Below are 21,269 nucleotides of genomic sequence, written 5' to 3' on the forward strand. Positions count from 1 at the left end.
GGTGGCATGACGCGGCCACTGGAGGCTGTCCCATGAGCGACACGCTGCCCGCGCTGCGGGCCACCCTGACGGAGCTGGTGGCGATGGACACCACGTCCTCGCGACCCAATGCTCCGCTCATCGACTATGCGCAGGCGCGGCTGGAGGCCGCGGGCTTCAGCGCGGAGCGACAGCGGTACACCGATGACGCGGGGACGGAGAAGGTGAACCTGGTGGCCGTGAAGGGCGGCTCCGGGCGCGCGGCGCTCGCGTTGGTGGGGCACTCCGACTGCGTGCCCTTCGACGCGGAGTGGACGGACGCGCTGAAGCTGACGGAGCGGGACGGCAAGCTCTACGGGCGCGGCGCGTGTGACACGAAGGGCTTCATCGCCTGTGCGCTGCACGCCGCGGAGCGCGCCGAGCGGCTCCAGGCTCCGCTGATGGTGGTCCTCACCGCGGACGAGGAAGTGGGGCTGGTGGGCGCCAAGAAGCTGGTGGCCGCGGGGCTGGGCCGTGCGCGGCACGCCATCGTCGGCGAGCCCACGAAGCTCACGCCCGTGCGCGCGAACAAGGGCTACTGCCTGGCGGAGGTGGAGGTGCTGGGCAAGGAAGGGCACAGCGCGTATCCGGAGACGGGCGCGTCCGCCATCTTCCGCGCGGGGCGGTTCCTGCAGCGGTTGGAGCAGCTCGCGACGACGGTGCTGCGCGAGGAGCGGGACGAGGGCTTCCAGCCGCCGTTCACCACGGTGAACGTGGGCGTCATCCAGGGTGGCAAGGCGAAGAACATCCTGCCGGGCTCGTGCCGCTTCACCGTGGAGTGGCGGCCGATTCCGGGCCAGTCGACGCAGCGGGTGGCGGAGATTCTGGAGTCCATCCGGCAGGAGCTGGTGCGAGACGAGCCCGCCTACGAGGCGCACATCCGCGTGCTGCGGACGGACCGGGGCGTGAATACGCGCGCCGACGCGGAGGTGGTGCGCTTCCTGTCCGAGGCCAGTGGCAACGAGTCCACGACGGTGCCCTTCGGCACGGAGGCTCCGCAGATGACGGAGCTGGGCGCGGAGGCCGTGGTGTTCGGGCCCGGAGACATCCGCGTGGCGCACCAGACGGGCGAGTACGTGCCGGTCGAAGACCTGGTGCGCTGTGAGGCCATCCTGGCTCGTGCCGTCGCGCACTTCTGTAGCGGACGCTGAGCCGTGACCGAGGGTGGGGTCGCACCCTCCATGAGTGGGTGCGGCCGCGCCCCCTGCCCGTGTGTCCTGGCAGGGCGCCTGACGTCCATCGGCGTCGACCAAGACGTCAGCGCGTGGGAGGTCGTGCGTGAGCAGGGCCGTGCTGATTCATGAGGCAAGCTCGGACCCGCGCAACGTCCTCGCGCAGGTCATCACCCACCCTTCCGCGCCGTGGGAGTCCATCGCGGTGGCAGGCGAGCTGATGGCCCTCGATGCGCGATTCAATGTCTGGTTTCTCGAGGTGGGGAAGCCGCGCTTTGACGTGGAGGCGCTCGAGGCGGTGCTGAGCCTGGCGGACGAGGTGGACGACTCGATTGCGCGAGCCTGGCGCGACCGCCCTGACGCGGGTTGGAATGCCCTCCGGAGTGCGCTGGGGTGCTGTAGCGAGGACACGTGCCGGGCGCATTCCTCCTTTGTGAGGGAAGCGCCGTGCGGCGCGAACGGCACTGGTTATTAAGAAACCGTGCCGCGCGGCCTTGTGCCCTCGCGCGGGCGCTTCCCCTGGGTGAACAAGATGAGCCCTTCCTCCGTGACGCCACGCAACGTCCTGTTCCTGCTCGCCAGCTCGCGTGAAGGGGGCAATGCCGAGCAGCTCGCACGCAAGGCCGCGGAGGCACTTCCCCCGGGCACGGTGACGGACTGGCTCCGGCTGGAGGATTCCCTGGTGGAGCCCTTCCGGGACCTGCGCCACGCGCCAGGGGGTTACACGCGTCCTCCCCCGCCGGAGCTCCTGGCGCTCGCCGAGCGCACCCTGGCCGCCGACGAGGTGGTCATCGTCGCCCCCGTGTACTGGTACAACCTGCCCTCGACCGCGCTGGCCTACCTGGAGCACTGGTCCTGGTGGATGCGCGTGCCGGAGCTGCGCTTCGCCGAGCGCATGCGGGGCAAGGTCCTGTCGCTGGTGACCGCCCACTCCTCCGAGGAGGACGACTCCGTCGCCACCCCGAGCCTGATGAGCCTCCGGATGAGCGCCGACTACCTGGAGATGCGGTGGCGCGGTGGCCTCATCGGCCATGGCAACCGGCCGGGCGAGGTGTTGCAGGACACGCGTGCTCTCTCTGCTGCCCGTGAGTTTCTCGTGCGTCCCCTGTCTGTCGCAAAAGTCGAGGCTGCCTGAGTTCCACCCCCTGATGCCCGCTGATTTGACGCGCGCTCCCGCACGCCACTAGGTTGCCGCGCCTTCGGAACCGGGGGGCCTCGCGGTGCGCTTCGGCGCACGCCGTGCCGTCAGCCCCTGTGGCGTGTCTCGTCCCCCTCCCGTTCCGTGTCTGAGAATCCCTGGAGGGGAGAACACATGCAGCGTGGGCGATGGTTGTTCGTGGTGTTGTCGTTGGTGGCGATGAACGCGTGGGCGCAGGCGCCCGAGCAAGGCGCCGAGCAGGAGGAGGCCGCGCTCCCGTCGCTGCCCGAGCTGCACCCGAAGACGGGCGAGGTGGTGCTGGGCAACGGCATGGCGAAGATGGTGGTGCCCGCCAACTTCGGCTACCTCTCGCCCGAAGAGGCGGAGAAGGTCCTGGTGGAGGTCTGGGGCAATCCTCCGGGCTCCACGACGCTGGGCATGCTGGTGCCGTCGGATGTGGCGGTGGACTCGCCCGCGGGCTGGGGCGTCGTCATCTCGTATGACGACGATGGCCACGTGGAGGACGAGGACGCGGCGGGCATCGACTACGGGGACCTGCTCAAGGACATGCAGGAGGGCACCCGCGAGGAGAACAAGGAGCGCGCGAGCGCCGGCTACGGGACGGTGGACCTGGTGGGTTGGGCCGCGCAGCCGCACTACGACGCGAGCTCGCGCAAGCTGTACTGGGCGCAGGAGCTGGCCTTCGGTGACTCGAAGGAGCACACGCTGAACTACAACGTCCGCGTGCTGGGCAAGGAGGGCGTGCTGGTGCTCAACGCCGTCTCCAGCATGGTGGCGCTGCCCCAGGTGGAGAAGGACATGCAGCAGGTGCTGGGCTTCACGCACTTCATGCCGGGTCACCGTTACGAGGACTTCGACCCCAGCACGGGTCGCGTGGCGGCGTACGGCATCGGCGGTCTGGTGGCCGGCAAGGTCGCCGCGAAGGCGGGCCTCTTCAAGGGTCTGCTCGCGGTGCTGGTGGCGGGCAAGAAGGCCATCTTCGCGGGCCTCGCGGTCCTGGTCGTCGCGCTGGGCAAGCTGTTCAAGCGCGGCGGCAACAGCGACGGCACGCCGTAGTCACTCATCGGACGCTGAAGAGAAGAGGCCCGGGACATCTCGTCCCGGGCCTCTTTTCATTCCACCTGCTCAGCTCCGGGGCAGCGAGCAGTGGCCCAGGTCGCGAAGCACCTTGCGCGCCTCGGAGATGAGGTCGTGGCCCTGGACACCTTGGGCCACGCGGCCGATGAGCTTCATGTCCGGCGTGAGGCGGTAGTAGCCCTTGGAGCGCTGCACCAGGGCCGCGACCTTGGGGCCGTCCAGCAGCGCATCCGCGCCCAGTGTCACCACCAGCCGCTGCGGGCCCACTTCCAGGCCGCGCAGCCGCAGCTCGCGCATGTCGATCTTCAGCAGCGTGAGCTCGGAGAGGTGGTCCACCTCGTCGGGGGCCTCGCCGTAGCGGTCCACCAGCTCCGCGCGCAGGTCCGTGACTTCGTCGGGGTGGCTGGCCTGGCTGAAGCGCTTGTAGAAGACGAGCCGCTGGTGCACGTCCGCGACGTAGTCGTCGGGGATGAGCGCGGGCATGGGCAGCGTGACGTCCGGCTCGATTTGAACCTTGGGCGGCTGGCCCTGGAGCTCCGCGACGGCCTCTTCCAGGAGCTGCGCGTACATGTCGAAGCCAATCTCCGCGATGGCGCCCGACTGCTTCTCGCCCAGGAGGTTGCCCGCGCCGCGAATCTCCAGGTCATGGCTGGCGATGGAGAAGCCCGCGCCCAGCTCGGTGAAGTTCTGGAGTACCTCCAGCCGTCGCTGCGCGTCGCGCGTCACCGCCCGGCGCGTGGGCACCAGCAGATAGGCATACGCGCGCTCCCTCGAGCGGCCCACGCGTCCTCGGAGCTGGTAGAGCTGCGCCAGGCCGAACTGGTCCGCGCGGTTCACGATCATCGTGTTGGCGCTGGAGATGTCGATGCCGCTCTCGATGATGGCGGTGCAGAGGAGGACCTGGTGCTTGCGCTCGGTGAACTCGAGCATCACCTTCTCCAGCTGCCCCTCGCCCATCTGTCCGTGCGCGACGCCGATGGAGAGCTGCGGCACCAGCTCCCGGAGCTGCTGCTCCATGGAGGGGAGTGACTCGACGCGGTTGTGCACGAAGAACACCTGCCCGCCGCGCGCAATCTCCCGCTCGATGGCCTCCTTCACCACCTGCGCGTCGAACTTCATCACGAAGGTGCGGATGGCGCGCCGGTCCTGCGGCGGCGTGGCGATGATGCTCATGTCGCGCACGCCCGACATGCTCATGTGCAGCGTGCGAGGGATGGGCGTGGCCGTCAGCGTCAGCACGTCAATCTGGGAGCGCCACTTCTTGAGCGACTCCTTCTGCTTCACGCCGAAGCGCTGCTCCTCGTCGACAATCATCAGGCCCAGGTCCTTGAAGGCCACCTCGCCGCCCAGCAGCTTGTGCGTGCCGATGAGGATGTCGACCTTGCCTTCCTTCGCGCGCTTGAGGATGTCGCGCACCTCCGGCGGCTTCTTCATGCCGGAGATGACCTCCACCGTGACGGGGTAGTCCTTGAAGCGCTTCTTGAACGAGAGGAAGTGCTGCTGCGCCAGCACCGTCGTCGGCACCAGCACCGCCACCTGCTTGCGGTCCAGCGTGGCCTTGAAGGCCGCGCGCATGGCGACCTCCGTCTTGCCGTAGCCCACGTCGCCGCAGACGAGCCGGTCCATGGGCTCCGGCTTCTGCATGTCCGACAGCACGTCGTCGATGGCCTTCGCCTGGTCCGGCGTCTCCTCGAACTCGAAGTCCGCCTCGAACTGGGCGAAGTAGCGGTCCGGCGCGCTGAAGGCATGGCCCGGGTGCGCCTTGCGCGAAGCGGCGATTTGCAGGAGCTCCGCCGCCATCTTGAGCAGCTGTTCCTTGACGCGCTTCTTCGTCTTCTCCCAGCTCGCCGTGCCCAGCTTGTCCAGCTGGACCGACTCCGGATTGCCGCCGGTGAACTTCTGGATGAGCCGCATGCGGCCCACCGGCAGATAGATCTTGTCGCGGCCCGCGTACTCGAGGACGAGGAAGTCCCCGGGCACGCCGTTCACCTGCATCTTCGTCAGGCCCGAGTACCGGCCGATGCCGAAGTCGGTGTGGACGATGAGGTCGCCTTCCTTCAGGTCCTTGAAGCCCGCGGCGAACGCATCCAGCTTCTTGCTGCGCTTGACGCGGCGACGCGCGCGGACGCCGAAGATCTCCTCGTCCGACAGCACCGCCAGCCCGCCCGAGCCATCCACGAAGCCCTGGCTCACCTCTCCCGTGAAGAGGTGCGCCCAGACGGACGGCTCATACAGCGCCGAGGCATCCGTCATGGGCTCGGTGTGCACCTTCACCATGACGTTGCGGTCCAGCAGCAGGCGCTTGAGCCGGTCCGCCTGGCTCAGCGTCCCGCACGCCACCGCGCACGCCACGCGCGAGTCGCGCCAGCGCTGCAGGCGCTCCACCAGCGGCGACAGCGCGCCCTCCTCGCCGTGGTGCGCGAGGATGGCCTCGCGAAGGTCCTGCGTGCCGCCGAACTGGAAGAGGACCGGCGGCTTCTCCGACTGGGTCAGCGACAGGCCACCGCCCTCGACGACGCGGAACGCGGCGAGCTTCTCCGCCACCGCCTCGCGCGAGAGGAAGTGCTCGGCCGGAGGGCAGATGAGGTCCTTGCGCTCCTCGGCCGCGGCGAACGTGAGCTCCAGCTCATCCCACAGCGCGTCCGCGGCGCGGCCCAGCTCCAGCGGGTCGTCCAGGTAGAAGATGGGCGGCTGCGTGCTCCACGGGCCCAGGAAGTCGAACAGCGTGGCCAGGCCCCCCTCGAAGAGTCCGGGGAGCAGTCCCTCCAGGCCGAAGCCGGGCAGGCCCTCGCGCAGGGCGTCCAGTCGCTCGCGCAGCTGGATGGTGGGCAGGTTGATGCGGTCGGCCACCGCGCGGGCGGCGGCCTCGGCGCGGGGACGCGTGTCCTCCGTGAGCAGCAACTCGCGCGCGGGGACCAGGTCCACTTCCTTCAGCGCGTCCACCGTGCGCTGCGACTCCGGGTCGAACACGCGGATGGAGTCGATGGTGTCGCCGAAGAACTCCAGACGCACCGGCTTGTCGTAGAGCGGGCTGAAGACATCCAGCAGGCCGCCGCGCACGGAGAACGTGCCCACGTCCTCCACCAGCGGGCTGTTCTGGTAGCCCATCCGCGCCAGCTTCCGCGCCAGCGTGTCGCGGTCGTAATCCTGACCCACGACGACGCGGTCCGTGAGCGCGTCCATGACGTCCGGGCGCAGCACGCGGCGGTGCAGCGCGCGCAGGGATATCACCAGCACCGGGAAGCGGGTGCCTCGAGACAGGTGATACAGCGCGCCCAGTCGTTCCGTGACGGGGGCCGCGTCCGGCGAGAGCTCGTCGTACGGGAGCACCTCGTCGGCGGGCAGGCGCAGCACGCTCGGCTTCAGCAGGGTGCCCGTTCCGCCCAGGAAGAACGCCAGGTCGGAGGCCAGCGCGTCCGCCGCCTCCTCGTCCGCCGCGACGCACACCAGCGGGGCGCGGGCCTCGCGGTGCAGCCGGGCCAGCACGTGGCCTCGGGCGGAGCCCTTGAGCCCCTGCGTGCGCACGCGGTGACCTGGGCGCAGCTCCGCCAGCAACCGGGTGAGGGTGTCACCTGCCACGAGAGGCACGCCGCCATGCTGCGCCGCCGCCTCGCCATCCAGCCTCTGAGTGAAAGGAGTGTCCATGAGTGGACCCCTGAGGGCCGCAGGGTAATTAGGGGCGAGCCCCTGACAGGTCAACGACAGAGCGCATTGCGTGTCGTGTGTCGGAGGCGACGCGGGCGTGAGTGCTGTGTCCGCCACGTATCAGCCGTACCGGGGGTGGGTTGGCCGCCCGCCCGGGGCAAGAATTACTCTCCACCAAGGCATCGCTGGGGGGTGCCACACGCCAGCCATGCAATCCGGCCGTTGCAACAGGGTGATGAACAACGGGGCGGGCGCGCCCCCCTCCGAGGCTGTGGTCGTGTTGCGCAGCGTTCGCTCCGCTGGGCACGGCATCCTGGACTTCGAGTGCGTCTCCGCGAATGCGCATGCCGAGCGCTGGCTGGGACGGGAAGAGCGCTCCCTGGTGCGTCAGCGGCTGCTGGAAGAAGCCCCCTGGGTGGGCGAATGTGGCCTGTTCGCCTCTTGTGTCCGCGTGGCGGTGCGCCGGGAGCCGGAAGTGGTGCGTGTGTCGCGCCAGTCCTCCGTGGGCACGGTGTGGATGCTGGCGCGCGTCTCCCCGTGGGAGGACGGCGTCGTCGTCTTCCTGGAGGATTTGACGGAGCGGATGGCGTCGGAGGAGGCGCTGCGCCGGGACCATGACCTGCTGCATGCGGTCATCGAGAGCGCCACGGACGCCATCTACGTGAAGGACCTGGACGCGCGCTACGTGCTCATCAACCCGGCCACCGCGCGGGCCTTCAACCGGGCGCCGCAGGACATCCTCGGGCGCACCGACCTGGAGCTCCTGGGGGACACGGCGGCGCCCGCGGTGACGAATGATCGCGAGGTCATCGAGTCCGGCGTCACCGCGACGTACGAGGACGCGGACGGTGGACCCGGCAGCGACCAGATATGGCAGACGACCAAGGGCGTGCTGCGCCGGGGGGATGGCACCGTCTACGGCTTGTTCGGCATCAGCCGCGACGTCACCGCGCGCCGCCGCCAGGAGCACGAGCGCGACGAGGAGGCCCGGTTCCAGGAGCGCTTCATCGGGGTGCTGGGGCATGACCTGGGAAACCCGCTGGCCGCCGTGAGGCTGTCCGCCGCGGCGCTCCTGGCGCAGCCCACGCTGACGCCCGAGGTGCGCCGCGTGGCCCAGCGCATCGACGGGAGCGCCGAGCGCATGGCGCGGCTGGTGAAACAGTTGCTTGATTTCACGCGGGCGCGGATGGCGGGAGGCATTCCCTTGCGTCCGCGCGAGGTGTGCATGGCGTCGGTGTGTCGCCGCATCATCTCGGAGCTGGAGCCCGCGCACCCCGAGCAGCGCGTGGACCTGGAAGTGGACGGCGAGTGCCGCGGTGTGTGGGACGAGGAGCGGCTGGGGCAGGTGCTCTCGAACCTGGTGGGCAATGCGCTGCAACACAGCCCCCGAGGCACCTCGGTGCGCGTGCGGCTGGCGGCGAACGACCCGTTGTTCCAGCGGGTGGAGGTCCACAACCTGGGGCCGCCGATTCCGGACTCCCTGCGCCCGCGCCTGTTCGCGCCCTTCCACCGCGCGGCGCCGGACCCCGGAGGGCCTCGGCCTCATCGTCACGGGCTGGGGTTGGGGCTCTACATCGTCTCGCAAATCGTCACGGCCCACGGTGGGTGGGTGGACGTCGCGTCCTCGCTGGATGCGGGGACGTGCTTCGCGGTGACGCTGCCTCGCATCGCCCAGGCGTCGGAGGAGTCTCCGCCGCCGCGCTGGGCCTGAGGCTTCGACTTCAGTCGCGGGCGTAGCGAGCCGCGGCGCGCAGGCGCATCAGGTCATCGAGCGCGCCCGGGTCCACCAGCTCCAGCGCCGCGGCACCGGAGAGGCCGGTGTAGCGGGCGCGGTAGTCCTCCTCGTCCTCTTCGTCGTCCTTGTCGTCGCCCTTGTCATCCCCATCCCCGCCGCCCTTGCCGTCGTCGGGGCGCAGGGACAGGGGCTCCGGCCGGGACAGCCCCGGCTCGATGCGGGGAGTGGACAGCGCTTCGGCTCGCAGGGAGGCCAACAGGCCGGCGATGGCCAGGCAGAACAGCAGCGCGGTGGAGAAGGTCTTCATGAGGGGGCTCCGTTTCTCCCCTGGCCTGACGCGCCGCGCGCGGGGTTATTCAGTGCGCCCCTCGAGACGGGGCGCTACTTCGCCTTCAGGGTGCGGATGTATCCCACCAGCGCGTCAATCTGCGCGGCGGTGAGCTTCTCCTTGAAGGGCTTCATCTTCGTGTTGCGAGGAGAGCCGTCGGCAATCATCTGGCGGATGTCCGTGTCCGTCACGGCCGCCTGCCAGGCGGGCTGGCTCATGTCGGCGAGAGACTCCTTCTGGCCCATCTTGGTCTTCGCCTTGCCGTCATCGCCATGACAGGACTTGCACTTGGCCTTCCACACGTCCACCACGTCGTCCGCCGCGAAGGCGTTCGGGGCCAGACACAGGCTCAGCACCACGACAAGCCGCTTCATCATCGCTACTGCCTCCTTGGGTGGACGGAGACTGTCGCATGGAACGCCGTGCGCCGGGAGTACACCGGACGGCGGTGCCCGCGCGGGTGAAGTCCCCGACGCTCAGGGGCCCGAGCGGGGCCAGAACGGCGCGGTGCTCCCGGGCGGTGCCAGCCAGACGGACTGGAGGAAGCGCGTGGCGTTGTGGTCCGCGTCGTCGCCCTGCGTGGTGAGGACGTGCGCGGTGGTGAGCACCAGGAGCGTCACGAAGCTGGCGACGAGGGAGGCCCGCTCCGGGCCCTGTTGCTCCGGCCGCGTGGCCAGGGCGGTGAGGACCCAACCCGCCACGGCGACGAGGAGGGCGAGCAGCACCTTGCCCGCGAATGGCTGGGGCAGCCCCAGGAAGGACAGCACGGAGGGCGGGAAGAAGCCCTCGCGCAGCAGGGGCTCCGTCAGCCCTCCCAGGACGTTGGAGACGTCGTCGGGGATGTAGTTGACGAAGGTGGCCAGGCCCGTGGTGAGGATGGCCGCCGCGCACAGCATCGCGCCGATGCCCAGGCCCACCGCGTGGCCGCGCTCGCGCAGCCGCTCCAGCCAGAGTCCCGCGGGCAGGAGGAGGAAGGGCACCAGCCCCGTGAGGTGGCGAGGCCCCGTCGTCCAGCCCCACGAGTCATACGAGAACGACGACGTGAAGTAGAGGTAGCCCACGCCGAGCGCCGCCGTCATCCAGGCGCAGGCGCGCGCCTCGGCCGAAGCGCTCCCCCCGCGGAAGGAGAGCCGCGTCAGGCCGGGAACCGCGAGCAGCAGGAACGGGGCGAGCGTGAAGAGTCCGCGCAGCGGGGAGATGAGCGACAGCGTGAAGGCGCGCGGGTCCGGCGTGCGGATGCCGAGGAAGCCGCCCAGGTGCCACGGCTGATAGCCGGAGTCGTTGAGGTACTTGTAGCCGCTGGTCAGCGGGTGGCCGAAGGTGGCCTGGTGGTAGAGCATGAGCGCCACCACGAAGGGCAGCGCGCCCAACGTCGCGAGCCCCGCGGCGCGGCCCAGGCCCTCCAGCCGCTCGCGCAGGGGCGCCTCGCGGAAGAGGAACGTGAGCGCGGCATACAACACCAGCCCGAGCACTCCGAGCGCCCCCGTGTACTCCGCCGCCACGGTGGCTCCCGCGAACGCACCCGCGAGGACGTAGCCGCGCTCCCGCCACTCGCCGCGCGCGCAGCGCCACAGCGCATGGAAGCCCGCGAAGAGCAGCACCGCGGTGGTCTGGTGGCTCATGAACAGCAGCGAGTAGCTGAACGCCAGCGAGCCCAGTCCGTACGTCACGGTGAGCGCGTCGGCGACCCGCGCGGACAGGTTCGCGTGCAGGTACTTCCGCACCAGCCACAGCAGGCCCAGCGTGGGCAGCACGGTGAGGAACAGGCGCGAGAAGAAGACGAGCGGCACCTCGGGCACGGGGCCCGGGCGGGCCACCGCGCGCAGCACCGCGTAGACCGGCACGGCGGCGAACGACAGCAGCGGCGCCTTGCTGGGGTAGTACTTCCCATCCTTCACGGACAGGTCGCCGACGTAGCCGCGCTCGCGCAGCACGGCGTTGATGTCGAGCGTGCCGTGCTCCACCAGCGAGATGCTCTGCCACAGCCGGCACAACTCGTTGGGCGAGCGCAGGCCCGGGTGATACGGGAACAGCAGCAGGTACAGCGCGGCCAGGGCGGCCCACACCGCGCGCGGGGCGCCTCGCGCGGACGTCGCCGGGGTTGCCCCGGGCGCCGGTGCGGAGGGCTCGGACGGAGCGGGCGAGGGAGTGGTGGGCCCTGGCGCCAGGCTCACGGTGAAGTGCTCCCCGGGGCGCTGCGGCGGGCCGTCACGCGTCGGACCCCGTGACGCGGGCCACGGCGAAGAGGCTCATGCCCACGGGCAGCTTCACGTGGGCCTCGGCGCGGGCGAACAGCGGGGCCAGCGTGTCGTAGAGCTTGAGCTGGAGCTTGGGCACCGAGCGGCGGCGCAAGAGGCGGCTGTTGACGAACCAGCCGGGCATGCCCACCAGGTTCATCCACTCCAGCTTCTCCACCTCGAAGCCGTTCTCCTCCAGCACGGCGCGCAGCGTGGCCGGCGTGTAGCGGCGGTGGTGGCCCACGGCCTCGTCGATGCTGCCGAACAGCTGCTCCAGCGCGGGCACCAGGATGAGCACGCGCCCGCCCGGGGCAAGAATCTGGCGGAAGCGGCGCACCGCAGACGCGTCGTCGGGGATGTGCTCCAGCACGTTGGAGAGGACGATGGTGTCCAGCTGCTCGCCCTTGAGCGACTCCCAATCCGCGAGCGCCACATCGGACAGGTAGGGGCGCACGTGCGGCCGGCCTCGGAAGAGGTTCTTCAGCCGGTCCACGTAGAAGCGGTCCACCTCCAGCGCGATGAGCAGCTCCGCGCCGGACTCCAGCTCGCGGGTGATCGTGCCGATGCCCGCGCCAATCTCCAGCACGCGGCGGCCCAGGTGCGCGCGGAAGCGGCGGCCCAGCCACTGGTTGTAGTGGACGGCGCCGTCCATGCGCTCCAGCGTGGTGTAGCCCTCGTGCTGGTTGTCGGCGTCGTCGCGCACGGTGGCGTAGCGCATCAGCGTGCGCAGCTGCGACAGGCGCGCCGCGCGGGGGCGGCGAGGCACGGCCTGGAGCGGCGGCAGGGTGACTTCGGTGAGCCGGAAGAGCTGCGCGGCCAGCTTCACCACCAGCTCCGCGTCCACCGCGTCGTCATCGCTGGTGAGCGTGACGGAGCGCAGGGCCTCCGTGCGGAACGCGCGCACGCCGCTGAGCGGGTCCTTCACCGCCACGTCCGTGACGAAGCGGGTGACGTGGCCCAGCGCGCGCTCGGCCCACGCCTCGGGGTCGAGCCCCGCGGTGCCCCGGCGTCCGAAGACGGCGTCCGCGGTGTCGTCCTTCAACGGCCCCATCAGCGCCTGATGTGCGTCCGGCGAGTAGGCGGCGTCCGGGTCCTGGAGCACCGTCACGGCGCTCGTCACATGGGACAGCGCCGCGCGGATGGCCGCGCCCTTGCCTCCTTGGACGCTGAGAACCTGGAGGCCCGGCCGCGAGGCGACATCGGGCTGGCCGTCGCCGGCGAGGACGACTTCCGCGCGTCCGGCGAGCTCTCGGGCGAAGTGGGCAGCGGCATCCACGGTGGAGGAGTCGAAGGGGATGATGACCGAATGCTGGAAGCTCACGGCGGGCTCACTAGCACAGGCGCCTGGGATGCGCGCGTTCCGGCCTCCAAGAAGGGTGTCCGGAGGGCTTCCAAGCAGTGGCGGAACGATGGACAACCCGCACCGGACACGGCACGCTCGAAGCTGGTTTTCGCGGGTGTGGGTGAAGGTCGGGGCCGGCGGACGCCGGGTCGCCGCCGCACCCAGGCGCTCGCAGGCTCCAGGAGAGACAAGTCGTGGATGGAACCGTGTTCGACCCGGCCGGTGGCACCAGTGGCCTGACGCCCGCGGGCTTGATGCTCCGCGTGCGGGCGCTGTGGCGACGCAAGTGGGTCGTGCTCGGCGTCGCGGCGGTGGTCGCGGTGCTGGGGGCCGTCTACACGCTGCGCCAGCCCAAGGTCTTCTCCGCCAGCACCTCGCTCATCATCGACGTGATGGCGCCTCGCTTCCTGGACGGCGAGGTGAAGGAGGTCATGGGGGAGGAGCGCGGCAACTACTGGTTCAACAAGGAGTACTACGCGACCCAGAGCGAAATCATCACCTCGCGCGCGGTGGCGGGCCGGGTGGTGGACAAGGTGGGGCTGTCCACGGACGCGGCCTTCCTGGGCCTCTCCGGCGTGTCGGACGAGAAGACGCGCGTGCAGGCGATGCAGGGCGCGGACGCGGTGGGGATGCTCCAGGGCCGCATCCGGGTGATTCCCGCGAAGGACTCGCGGGTGATGAACATCGCGGTGGATGACGTGGACGCGGCGCGCGCGGCGCTGCTCGCGAACGAGGTGGCCGCCGCGTACATGGCGGAGAACCTGGCGCTCAAGCTGCGCATGACGGAGGACGCGCGCACCTGGCTGGAGGGGCGGCTGGAGGAGCTGGAGAGCCAGTCGAAGGTGAGCGAGCTGGCCGTCTACGACTTCAAGAAGGACGCGGACATGTTGTCCACGTCGCTCGAGTCGCGGATGAGCATCGTCAGCGACCGCATCAACAGCTACAACCTGAGCCTCACCGAGGTGAGCGCGCGCATCGCCGCATTGCAGGCGCGCGTGGAGGCCATCGAGAAGCTGCGCAAGGCGTCACCAGACGACGAGACGTGGGCGGAGGCCCTGCCGGGCGCGAAGGATGGCCCCATCCAGGACCTCAAGAAGAGCTACACCGAAGTGCGCGTGGCGTGCGCGGAGCTGTCCGAGCGCTACTTCCCCGAGCACCCCAAGCTCCAGGAGTGCCAGGGCAAGCTGGCGGTGATCCAGGCCGACTTCCTCAAGAGCCTGCGCAACGTGGTGCGCTCGGCGGAGACGGAGCTGTCGGAGGCGGAGGCGCAGCGCAAGAACCTGGTGAAGCTGTTGGACGAGGCCAAGGCGGAGGCCTTCCTCGTGAACAAGAAGTCCATCGAGTACGACCGCCTCAAGCGCGAGTCGGACAACAACCAGCGCCTCTACGAGCTGGTGCTCAAGCGGCTCAAGGACATCGAGCTGTCGGGCCTGTTGCGCACCAGCAACGTGCGCGTGCTGGACCTGGCGCGGCCCGTCTTCGTGCCCGTGAAGCCCAACGTGAAGCGCAACCTGCTGGTGGGCCTGGTGATGGGCCTGCTCGCGGGCGTGGGCGTGGCGCTGCTGCTGGACCTCTTGGAGAACAGCGTGGCCACGCAGACGGACATCGAGGAGCGGCTGGGGTTGGCCTTCCTCGGCGTCATGCCGCGCATCGAGGGCAACCGGGCGCCGAAGGACCGCGACCTCTTCGTCCACCGCGAGCCCAAGTCCTCCGTGGCGGAGTGCTGCCGCGCCATCCGGACGAACCTGTTGTTCATGTCGCCGGACACGCCGTTCAAGACGCTGGTGGTGACGTCCAGCGGTCCGCAGGAGGGCAAGTCCACCACGGCCATCAGCCTGGGCGTGGCGATGGCCCAGAGCGGCAACCGCGTGCTGCTGCTGGACACGGACATGCGCAGGCCGCGGCTGCACCGCGCCTTCGGCGTGCCCAACGAGCTGGGCATCTCCTCGCTGGTGGTGGGCGAGGGCTCGCTCGACGCGGCCGTGAAGAGCACGGAGGTGCCCGGCCTCTTCGTGTTGCCGTGCGGCCCGCTGCCGCCCAACCCGGCGGAGCTGCTGCACACGCGCGCCTTCACGGAGCTGCTCAAGACGGTGGCGGGGAAGTTCGACCGCGTGCTCCTGGACAGCCCGCCGCTCAACGCGGTGGCGGACGCGGCGGTGCTGGCCACGCAGAGTGACGGCGTGGTGTTGGTGCTGAAGGCCGGCAAGACGAACCGCGAGGCGGCGCGGCGTGCGTTGCGCTCGCTGGCGGATGTGCAGGCGCGCATGTACGGGGCCATCCTCAACGACGTGGACCTGCGGGCGCCGCGCTATGGGGACACGTACCTGGCCTATGGCCAGTACGGCGCCGAGGAGACGAAGGACAGGGTGGCGCAGTCGTGAGCACGTCCACGGTGGGAGCAGGTCTCCGGGTGCTTCACCTGGGCAAGTTCTATCCGCCCGCGTCGGGTGGCATCGAGAGCCATGTCCAGACGCTGGCCCGCGCGCAGGCGGCGCAGGGGGCGCAAGTCGAGGTGCTGTGCGCCAACCACTCGTCGGACTCGGGGAACACGAGCCACGAGTTCCATGGCCGCAGCCCCACGCACGAGAGCTGGGACGGGCTGGTGCGCGTGGTGCGGCTGGGGCGTCGTGCCTCCGTCGCGCGCATGGATGTGCTGCCGGAGTTGCCCGGCGTGCTGCGGCGGATGTTGGAGCGGGGCGTGGACGTGGTGCACCTGCACACGCCGAACCCCACCATGTTGCTGGCGCTGGACCTGGTGCCTCGGCTGCCCACGGTCTTCATCACGCACCACAGCGACATCATCCGGCAGAAGGTGGCGGGCGCGCTCTTCCGCCCCCTCGAGCTGATGCTGTATGCGCGCGCGAACCGGATTCTGTCGGACAGCGAGGCGTATGTGCATGGCTCCTCGCTGCTGAAGATGTTCCGGCAGAAGGTGCGGGCGCTGCCGCTGGGCATCGACCTGGAGCCGTACCTGAAGCCCTCGGCCGAGGTGCTGCGGGAGGAGGCTCGCTGGCGCGAGGAGCACGCGGGCGTGCCGCTGTGGCTGATGGTGGGGCGGCTCGTCTACTACAAGGGCTTGTTCACCGCGCTGGAGGCGCTGGCGCGCGTGCCGGGGCGCCTGGTGGTGGTGGGCGTGGGGCCGCTGGAGGAGGAGGGCCGCGCGCGGGCGAAGGCGCTGGGCGTGGAGTCGCGAGTGACGTGGGCGGGCTATCTGCCGCCGGACTCGCTGATGGGGGCCTTCCGCGCGGCGACCGCGCTGTGGTTCCCGAGCAACGCCCGCAGCGAGGCCTATGGCCTGTCGCAGGTGGAGGCCATGGCGAGCGGGCTCCCCGTGCTGAACACGGCGATTCCGCACTCGGGCGTGCCGTGGGTGAGCAAGCACGAGGAGACGGGGCTGACGGTGCCGGTGGGGGACTCGAACGCGCTCGCGCGAGCGGCGCGGCGGTTGCTCGAGACGCCGGGGCTGGCGGAGCAGTTGGGCCAGGGGGCTCGGGCTCGCGCGGAGGCCGAGTTCCGGGATGACGTCATGGCCACGCGCTGCCTCAAGCTGTACTCGGAGGCGCTCGGGCGCCCCGCGCCGGTGGTGGTCGAGGACGCTCCTCGAGGAGTCTCGGACGAGAGTGTCCGGGGCGCGTCATGATGCGCGTGCTGCACGTCTACAGCGGCAACCTCTACGGGGGCATCGAGTCGTTCCTCGTCTCGCTCGCGCGCGAGTCGGCGCGGTCTCCGTCGGACACGGTGCATGAGTTCGCGCTGTGCTTCGAGGGGCGGCTGGCCGATGAGCTTCGCGCCGCGAACCAGATGGTGCACTCCCTGGGCGCCGCGAGGGTGGGGCGTCCCTGGACGGTGTGGACCGCGCGCCGGGCGCTCGGCGCCGTGTTGAAGGCAGGGGGCTACGACGCGGCCATCTGTCACGCGGCCTGGCCGCAGGCCCTGTTCGGCCCGGTGGTCCGCTCCGCCGGTGTGCCGCTGGTGTTCTTCCAGCATGACGCGCTGATGGGCACGCATTGGCTGGAGCGCTGGGCGAGTGTCACCTCGCCGGAGCTGGTGCTGGCCAACAGCCACTACACCGCGCGCTCGCTGGTGAATGTCTATCCGCGCGCGCAGTACCGCGTGCGCCATCCGCTCGCGCCCCAGGCGGCGCGGGTCCCGGAGTCGTCGGAGCGGAACCTCCTGCGGGCCGACTTCGGCGCGAGCGACGATGACGTGGTCATCATCCACGCCAGCCGGATGCAGGAGTGGAAGGGGCACCGGCTGCTGCTGGAGGCCCTGGGCCGCATGCGCGAGGCGCGAGGCTGGCGGCTGTGGATGGTGGGCGGTGCCCAGCGCGAGGAGGAGGTGCGGTATCTCGACGGGCTCGTGGCCCAGTCCAAGGCCCTGGGGTTGGAGGGCCGGGTGCGGTTCCTGGGACAGCGCTCGGATGTGCCTCGGCTGATGCGCGCGGCGGACCTGCACTGTCAGCCCAACACGTCGCCGGAGCCCTTTGGCCTCGCGTTCATCGAGGCGCTCCAAGCGGGCCTTCCGGTGGTGACGACCGCGCTGGGGGGGCCCTTGGAGATCGTGGACGCGACGTGCGGGAAGCTCGTCGCGCCCGATGCGGGGGCGCTGTCGTCCGCGCTCTTGCGGCTGGTGGTGGATGCGGAGGCTCGGCGCAGGCTGGGCGCGGCGGGGCCAGCTCGCGCGGCGATGCTCTGTGGCGCGGAGTCCTTCCTGCGCGGCCTGGATGAGGACCTCCGCACCGTCGTCGCCGGAGCGGCCTCGTGAGTCCGCCGCGCTCGCCCCTCGCGGCGAGACCCGGGCTTCAGGGCCCCGGGGTGCTCGGGCGAAAGTACGTGCGCCGGGCCCCGGATGCTCCGCTGGAGGTGGTCGGCGAGCCCGATGCGGCGTCGGGCCAGAAGCAGCGGCCCGCCGCCAGGCAGGGCCTGCTGTCGTCGAGCAAGCTGGTGCCGCTGTTCGTCGCGCTGCTCATCGGCTGTCAGTTGGTGCTGTTGGTGAATGCCATCGCGCCGCTGCGCATGGTGGTGCGCATCCTGGCGTTCGGCTTGAGCCTCGCCTTGTTGGTGCTCGTGCCGGGGCGTGCGCTGAAGCACCCGGCGCTGCCCTTCGTGTTGGGGGCGATGGGCGTCACGGCGCTCAACTTCTTCCACCCGGGGACGGTGAGCCCGCTGGGAGGCGCCGCGCAGCTCGGCATCCAGCTCTCCATCATGGCGCCGCTGTTCTGGGTGACGCGGCTGTCCATCGACTCGAAGACGTTCCGGCTCACGCTGGCGCTGCTGTTCTTCTTCAACACGGCCAGCGCGGCGGTGGGGGTGCTCCAGGTCTACTTCCCCGGCCGCTTCCAGCCCGTCATCTCGTCCGCGGTGCAGTCGCAGGGCGACTCCTACCTGCGCAGCCTGGAGTTCGAGACCGCCAGCGGCGCGCGGGTCTTCCGTCCCATGGGCCTGACGGACATGCCCGGTGGCGCGGCGACGGGCGCTTTCTACGCGGTGCTGCTGGGCAGTGGCTTCCTGCTGTCCTCGCGCCAAGGGGCGGCGCGCTGGGTGAGTGCGGGCGGCATCCTGGTGGGACTGGTCAGCCTCTACCTCTGCCAGGTGCGAGCGATCGCCTTGACGTTGGGCGTCTGTCTGGCCGCGATGTCCTTCGTGCTCATGCTGAGCGGACGCCTGGCGCGACTGGTGAAGCTGGTCGCGGTGGTGGGGACGGCGGCTGTGTTTGCCTTCGGGTGGGCCGTCGCGGTGGGCGGGGACGCGGTGCAGTCGCGCTGGAACAGCCTGTTCGAGGCGAAGCCCGAGGACGTCTACCGCAGCAACCGGGGCCACTTCCTGGAGGGGACGTTCGAGCACCTGTTGCCGGAGTACCCGCTGGGCGCGGGGCTGGGCCGCTACGGCATGGCCAACGCGTACTTCGGTGACAACTCCGACCCGGAGCACCCGCCGCTGTGGGCGGAGATTCAGTGGACCGCGTGGGTCTACGACGGCGGAGCCTTGGTGATGTTGCTGTACCCGCTGGGGGTCCTGGTGTCGATGGCGTGGGTGTTCCAGGCGGCTCGGAAGCGCGAGGACTCGGGCGAAGAGTTCTGGCTGTGGGGCAGCGTCATCTTCGCGTACAACCTGGGGGCACTGGCGCTGACCTTCAGCTACCCGTTCTTCATGAGCCAGGTGGGCATGGAGTTCTGGCTGCTCAACGCGGCGCTCTTTGGCGCCTGGAATCATGCGAAGACCCTACACGCTCATCGCCGGTGACTTCGTAGCGACTGGTGGCATGGACCGGGCCAACCTGGCGCTGGCGCTGTGGCTGGCGAAGCAGGGCGGCCCCGTGCGGTTGGTGGCCCATCGCATCGCGGACGAGCTGCGCGTCTTTCCCAACGTGCGCTTCGTGCGTGTGCCCAAGCCCGCGAACGCCTACCTCCTCGGCGAGCCGCTCCTGAACGTCCTGGGTCGCGCGTGGGCGCTGCGCACGCGGGCCGAAGGGGGGCGCGTCCTGGCCAACGGTGGCAACTGCCCGGTGCCGGGCGCGAACTGGGTGCACTACGTCCATGGGGCGTATGTCTCCGAGCCGGTGGGCGGAGTGCTTCGTCGCCTCAAGGGGCGGGTGAGCCACCACCGCTATGTGAATGACGAGCGCAAGGCGCTGCTGCGCTCGCGCGTCATCCTGGCGAACTCGGAGCGGACGAAGGCGGACCTGGTGGCGGCGACGGGCGTTCCCGAGGCAAGGGTCCACGTCGTCTACTACGGCAGCGACCCGGAGCGTTTCCATCCCGTGTCGCCCGAGGAGCGGCGCGCGGCGCGAGCGGAGCTGGGGTGGCCGGAAGGTCGCCGCGTGGCCCTCTTCATCGGGGCGCTGGGAGACCGTCGCAAGGGCTTCGATACGCTGTTCCACGCGTGGGCCCGGCTGCATGCGGGCGCGGATTGGGGCGTGGACCTCAAGGTGGTCGGCGTGGGCGCGCAGCGAGAGCTGTGGGAGCAGGAGGCGCGAGTCCGAGGGCTGACGGACCGAGTCGAGTTCCTCGGCTTCCGTCGCGATGTGCCCAAGCTGCTGTCGGCCGCGGACCTGCTGGTCGCGCCCACGCGATACGAAGCCTACGGACTGGGTGTGCACGAGGCCCTGTGCACGGGCCTGCCCGCGCTGGTGAGTCGCTCGGCCGGAGTGGCGGAGCGCTATCCCGAGGCGCTACGAGCGCTGTTGCTGGACGACCCGGATGATGTGGACGGGCTCGTCCGCGCGCTGGAGTCCTGGCGAGCCCACGAAGCGACCCAGGCGCCGCACGTGGCCGCGCTGTCCGAGCGCCTGCGCGCATGGACCTGGGACCACATGGCGGAGTCGCTCGTGCAGGTGATGGAGCGCGAAGGCTGAGCGCGGTCAGCGCCGGGCGAGCACGGTGTCGAAGAAGTCCAGGTGCGCGCGGGCGATGACGGGCCACGAGAACCGCAGGATGGCGCGCTCTCGGCTGCGGGTGGCCAGCTCACGTCGGCGCTCGGGGCTCTCCAGCAGCTCCGCGAGGGCCCGCGTCCACGCGGCGGTGTCCGCTTCCGGGAGCACGAGTCCCGCGTCGCCCATGGTGTGAGGAATCTCGCCGGAGTTGCTCGCGAGCACGGGCACGCCGCACGCGAAGGCCTCCGAAATCATCCGACCGAACTGCTCCTTCCACTGGGGCGTCGTCTGGCTGGGCGCGCAGAGCAGGTCCATGGCGTTGAGCACCTGGGGGACTCGCTCGTGCGAGACGCCGGTGAGGATGCGCACCCGGTCGCCCTGGCGCGCGGCCCACGCACGAAGCTCCGGCTCCATCGCGCCGCCTCCCGCGAAGAGCGCGCGCCACGGAGTCTGGAGGTGCTCCAGCGCACCCATCAGGAGGGGCAGGCCCTTCTCCGGCACGAAGCGCCCCAGGTAGCCGATGACCGGAGGGCCCTCGCGCGTCCAGCCCACCTCGCGCAGCACGGAGTCTCCCGCCGCGCGGTCGGGCTGGAACACCTCCGTGTCCACACCCATGGGGATGATGCAGGAGGGGCGAGACACATAGCCGGGCCTGCCCAGCAGGTTCTCCTTCACCGTCTCGCCGCCGGCAATCCAGCCCGCGCAGCTTCCGACGACGTAGCGCTCCGCCTGCGCGAAGGGCGGCGGGTAGCGCTTGGACAGGTTCTGGTACGTGCTGAAGACCAGGGGCACGCGGCGGGGCGTGAGCATCGCCACCTCCGCGCCCGCGAAGACGAAGGGCTCCTCCCACGCGTGCACCAGGTCCACGTTGCTCCGGAGCGCATCGCGCAGCTCGGGGCCGTAGAGGAAGGCATGCGGGAAGCGGCTGAAGAAGCCGCGCACCGCGCGCACCTTGGCGGGCTCACCGGGCTCCGACTGGAGCTGGATGGGACGAAGCTCGCCTCGGAAGAATCGAGGCGCCACCACGCTCACGTCCCAGTTGCCGCTCCCGACGCGCGCCAGCTCGTTGGCGAGGCGCCGGTTGAGCGTGACGACGTATGAGTGCGACACGGTGACGAGTCTGCGAGGCCGCTGCATGGGGCTGCTCCGATGTTCGGTGGACCCCAGCAGACGCGCCTGGAGGGG

Annotated in this window: 16 protein-coding genes; 10 read left to right on the forward strand and 6 right to left on the reverse strand. The window is 70.4% G+C overall.

Annotated elements, in window-relative coordinates; genetic code table 11:
- Positions 1–32 precede the first annotated feature (32 nt).
- From argE to MYSTI_RS05305, 4 genes are all read left to right on the forward strand, one after another.
- Entirely contained in the window at positions 33–1,169 is a 1,137-nt protein-coding gene (gene argE / locus MYSTI_RS05290) for an acetylornithine deacetylase (protein WP_015346674.1), read from the forward strand.
- Positions 1,170–1,296: 127 nt separating this feature from the next.
- Positions 1,297–1,665: a hypothetical protein gene (locus MYSTI_RS05295; protein WP_015346675.1), complete on the forward strand. Its 369-nt coding sequence runs from the start codon at positions 1,297–1,299 to the stop codon at positions 1,663–1,665.
- A gap of 57 nt (positions 1,666–1,722) precedes the next feature.
- Positions 1,723–2,325 (forward strand): flavodoxin family protein, encoded by a 603-nt coding sequence (locus MYSTI_RS05300; RefSeq protein WP_015346676.1) that lies wholly within the window; start codon positions 1,723–1,725, stop codon positions 2,323–2,325.
- Positions 2,326–2,502: 177 nt separating this feature from the next.
- On the forward strand, positions 2,503–3,405 hold the full coding sequence (locus tag MYSTI_RS05305; protein WP_015346677.1) for a DUF2167 domain-containing protein: 903 nt from the start codon (positions 2,503–2,505) through the stop codon (positions 3,403–3,405).
- A 69-nt stretch (positions 3,406–3,474) separates the two neighbouring features.
- Here MYSTI_RS05305 and mfd read toward each other — a convergent pair whose 3' ends face one another.
- The gene (mfd, locus tag MYSTI_RS05310) at positions 3,475–7,071 is read right to left on the reverse strand and encodes a transcription-repair coupling factor (RefSeq protein WP_015346678.1); all 3,597 of its coding nucleotides are present in this window, start codon (positions 7,069–7,071) and stop codon (positions 3,475–3,477) included.
- A 271-nt stretch (positions 7,072–7,342) separates the two neighbouring features.
- Here mfd and MYSTI_RS05315 point away from each other — a divergent pair, with 271 nt between their 5' ends.
- The gene (locus MYSTI_RS05315) at positions 7,343–8,782 is read left to right on the forward strand and encodes a PAS domain-containing sensor histidine kinase (protein WP_084668294.1); all 1,440 of its coding nucleotides are present in this window, start codon (positions 7,343–7,345) and stop codon (positions 8,780–8,782) included.
- A gap of 10 nt (positions 8,783–8,792) precedes the next feature.
- Here the strand turns inward: MYSTI_RS05315 and MYSTI_RS05320 are convergent, their stop codons facing one another.
- From MYSTI_RS05320 to MYSTI_RS05335, 4 genes are all read right to left on the reverse strand, one after another.
- Positions 8,793–9,113, reverse strand: a complete 321-nt coding sequence (locus tag MYSTI_RS05320) for a hypothetical protein (protein WP_015346680.1) — start codon at positions 9,111–9,113, stop codon at positions 8,793–8,795.
- Positions 9,114–9,187: 74 nt separating this feature from the next.
- Positions 9,188–9,511, reverse strand: coding sequence for a c-type cytochrome (locus MYSTI_RS05325; protein WP_015346681.1), 324 nt, complete (start codon positions 9,509–9,511; stop codon positions 9,188–9,190).
- 99 nt (positions 9,512–9,610) lie between these two features.
- Entirely contained in the window at positions 9,611–11,308 is a 1,698-nt protein-coding gene (locus tag MYSTI_RS05330) for a hypothetical protein (protein ID WP_015346682.1), read from the reverse strand.
- A gap of 34 nt (positions 11,309–11,342) precedes the next feature.
- Positions 11,343–12,692, reverse strand: a complete 1,350-nt coding sequence (locus MYSTI_RS05335; protein ID WP_015346683.1) for a bifunctional glycosyltransferase/class I SAM-dependent methyltransferase — start codon at positions 12,690–12,692, stop codon at positions 11,343–11,345.
- A 215-nt stretch (positions 12,693–12,907) separates the two neighbouring features.
- Here MYSTI_RS05335 and MYSTI_RS05340 point away from each other — a divergent pair, with 215 nt between their 5' ends.
- The 5 genes from MYSTI_RS05340 to MYSTI_RS05360 are packed head-to-tail and all read left to right on the forward strand — an operon-like array spanning position 12,908 to position 20,066.
- Complete coding sequence (locus MYSTI_RS05340) at positions 12,908–15,094, forward strand: GumC family protein (protein ID WP_015346684.1); 2,187 nt, start codon at positions 12,908–12,910, stop codon at positions 15,092–15,094.
- Entirely contained in the window at positions 15,091–16,353 is a 1,263-nt protein-coding gene (locus MYSTI_RS05345) for a glycosyltransferase (RefSeq protein ID WP_044278885.1), read from the forward strand. The genes MYSTI_RS05340 and MYSTI_RS05345 overlap by 4 nt, the downstream gene beginning before the upstream one ends.
- Entirely contained in the window at positions 16,350–17,477 is a 1,128-nt protein-coding gene (locus MYSTI_RS05350) for a glycosyltransferase (protein WP_015346686.1), read from the forward strand. Before MYSTI_RS05345 ends, MYSTI_RS05350 begins: the two co-directional genes overlap by 4 nt.
- Entirely contained in the window at positions 17,474–18,955 is a 1,482-nt protein-coding gene (locus tag MYSTI_RS05355) for an O-antigen ligase family protein (protein WP_015346687.1), read from the forward strand. The genes MYSTI_RS05350 and MYSTI_RS05355 overlap by 4 nt, the downstream gene beginning before the upstream one ends.
- A complete protein-coding gene (locus MYSTI_RS05360; RefSeq protein WP_044278896.1) occupies positions 18,924–20,066 on the forward strand; it encodes a glycosyltransferase family 4 protein in 1,143 nt (380 codons plus the stop codon). The genes MYSTI_RS05355 and MYSTI_RS05360 overlap by 32 nt, the downstream gene beginning before the upstream one ends.
- Before the next feature lie 6 nt (positions 20,067–20,072).
- On the opposite strand, the gene MYSTI_RS05365 is transcribed toward MYSTI_RS05360, so the two are convergent.
- Complete coding sequence (locus tag MYSTI_RS05365) at positions 20,073–21,221, reverse strand: glycosyltransferase family 4 protein (RefSeq protein WP_015346689.1); 1,149 nt, start codon at positions 21,219–21,221, stop codon at positions 20,073–20,075.
- Positions 21,222–21,269: the final 48 nt, after the last annotated feature.

The organism is Myxococcus stipitatus DSM 14675, assembly GCF_000331735.1.
Taxonomy (GTDB): domain Bacteria; phylum Myxococcota; class Myxococcia; order Myxococcales; family Myxococcaceae; genus Myxococcus; species Myxococcus stipitatus.

Bases quoted from the DNA above. Each gene is read 5' to 3' on its own strand.
- argE (WP_015346674.1), top strand. From the start codon at position 33: ATGAGCGACACGCTGCCCGCGCTGCGGGCCACCCTGACGGAGCTGGTG.
- MYSTI_RS05300 (WP_015346676.1), top strand. From the start codon at position 1,723: ATGAGCCCTTCCTCCGTGACGCCACGCAACGTCCTGTTCCTGCTCGCC.
- MYSTI_RS05305 (WP_015346677.1), top strand. From the start codon at position 2,503: ATGCAGCGTGGGCGATGGTTGTTCGTGGTGTTGTCGTTGGTGGCGATG.
- mfd (WP_015346678.1), bottom strand. From the start codon at position 7,071: ATGGACACTCCTTTCACTCAGAGGCTGGATGGCGAGGCGGCGGCGCAG.
- MYSTI_RS05320 (WP_015346680.1), bottom strand. From the start codon at position 9,113: ATGAAGACCTTCTCCACCGCGCTGCTGTTCTGCCTGGCCATCGCCGGC.
- MYSTI_RS05325 (WP_015346681.1), bottom strand. From the start codon at position 9,511: ATGATGAAGCGGCTTGTCGTGGTGCTGAGCCTGTGTCTGGCCCCGAAC.
- MYSTI_RS05350 (WP_015346686.1), top strand. From the start codon at position 16,350: ATGATGCGCGTGCTGCACGTCTACAGCGGCAACCTCTACGGGGGCATC.
- MYSTI_RS05360 (WP_044278896.1), top strand. From the start codon at position 18,924: ATGCGAAGACCCTACACGCTCATCGCCGGTGACTTCGTAGCGACTGGT.
- MYSTI_RS05365 (WP_015346689.1), bottom strand. From the start codon at position 21,221: ATGCAGCGGCCTCGCAGACTCGTCACCGTGTCGCACTCATACGTCGTC.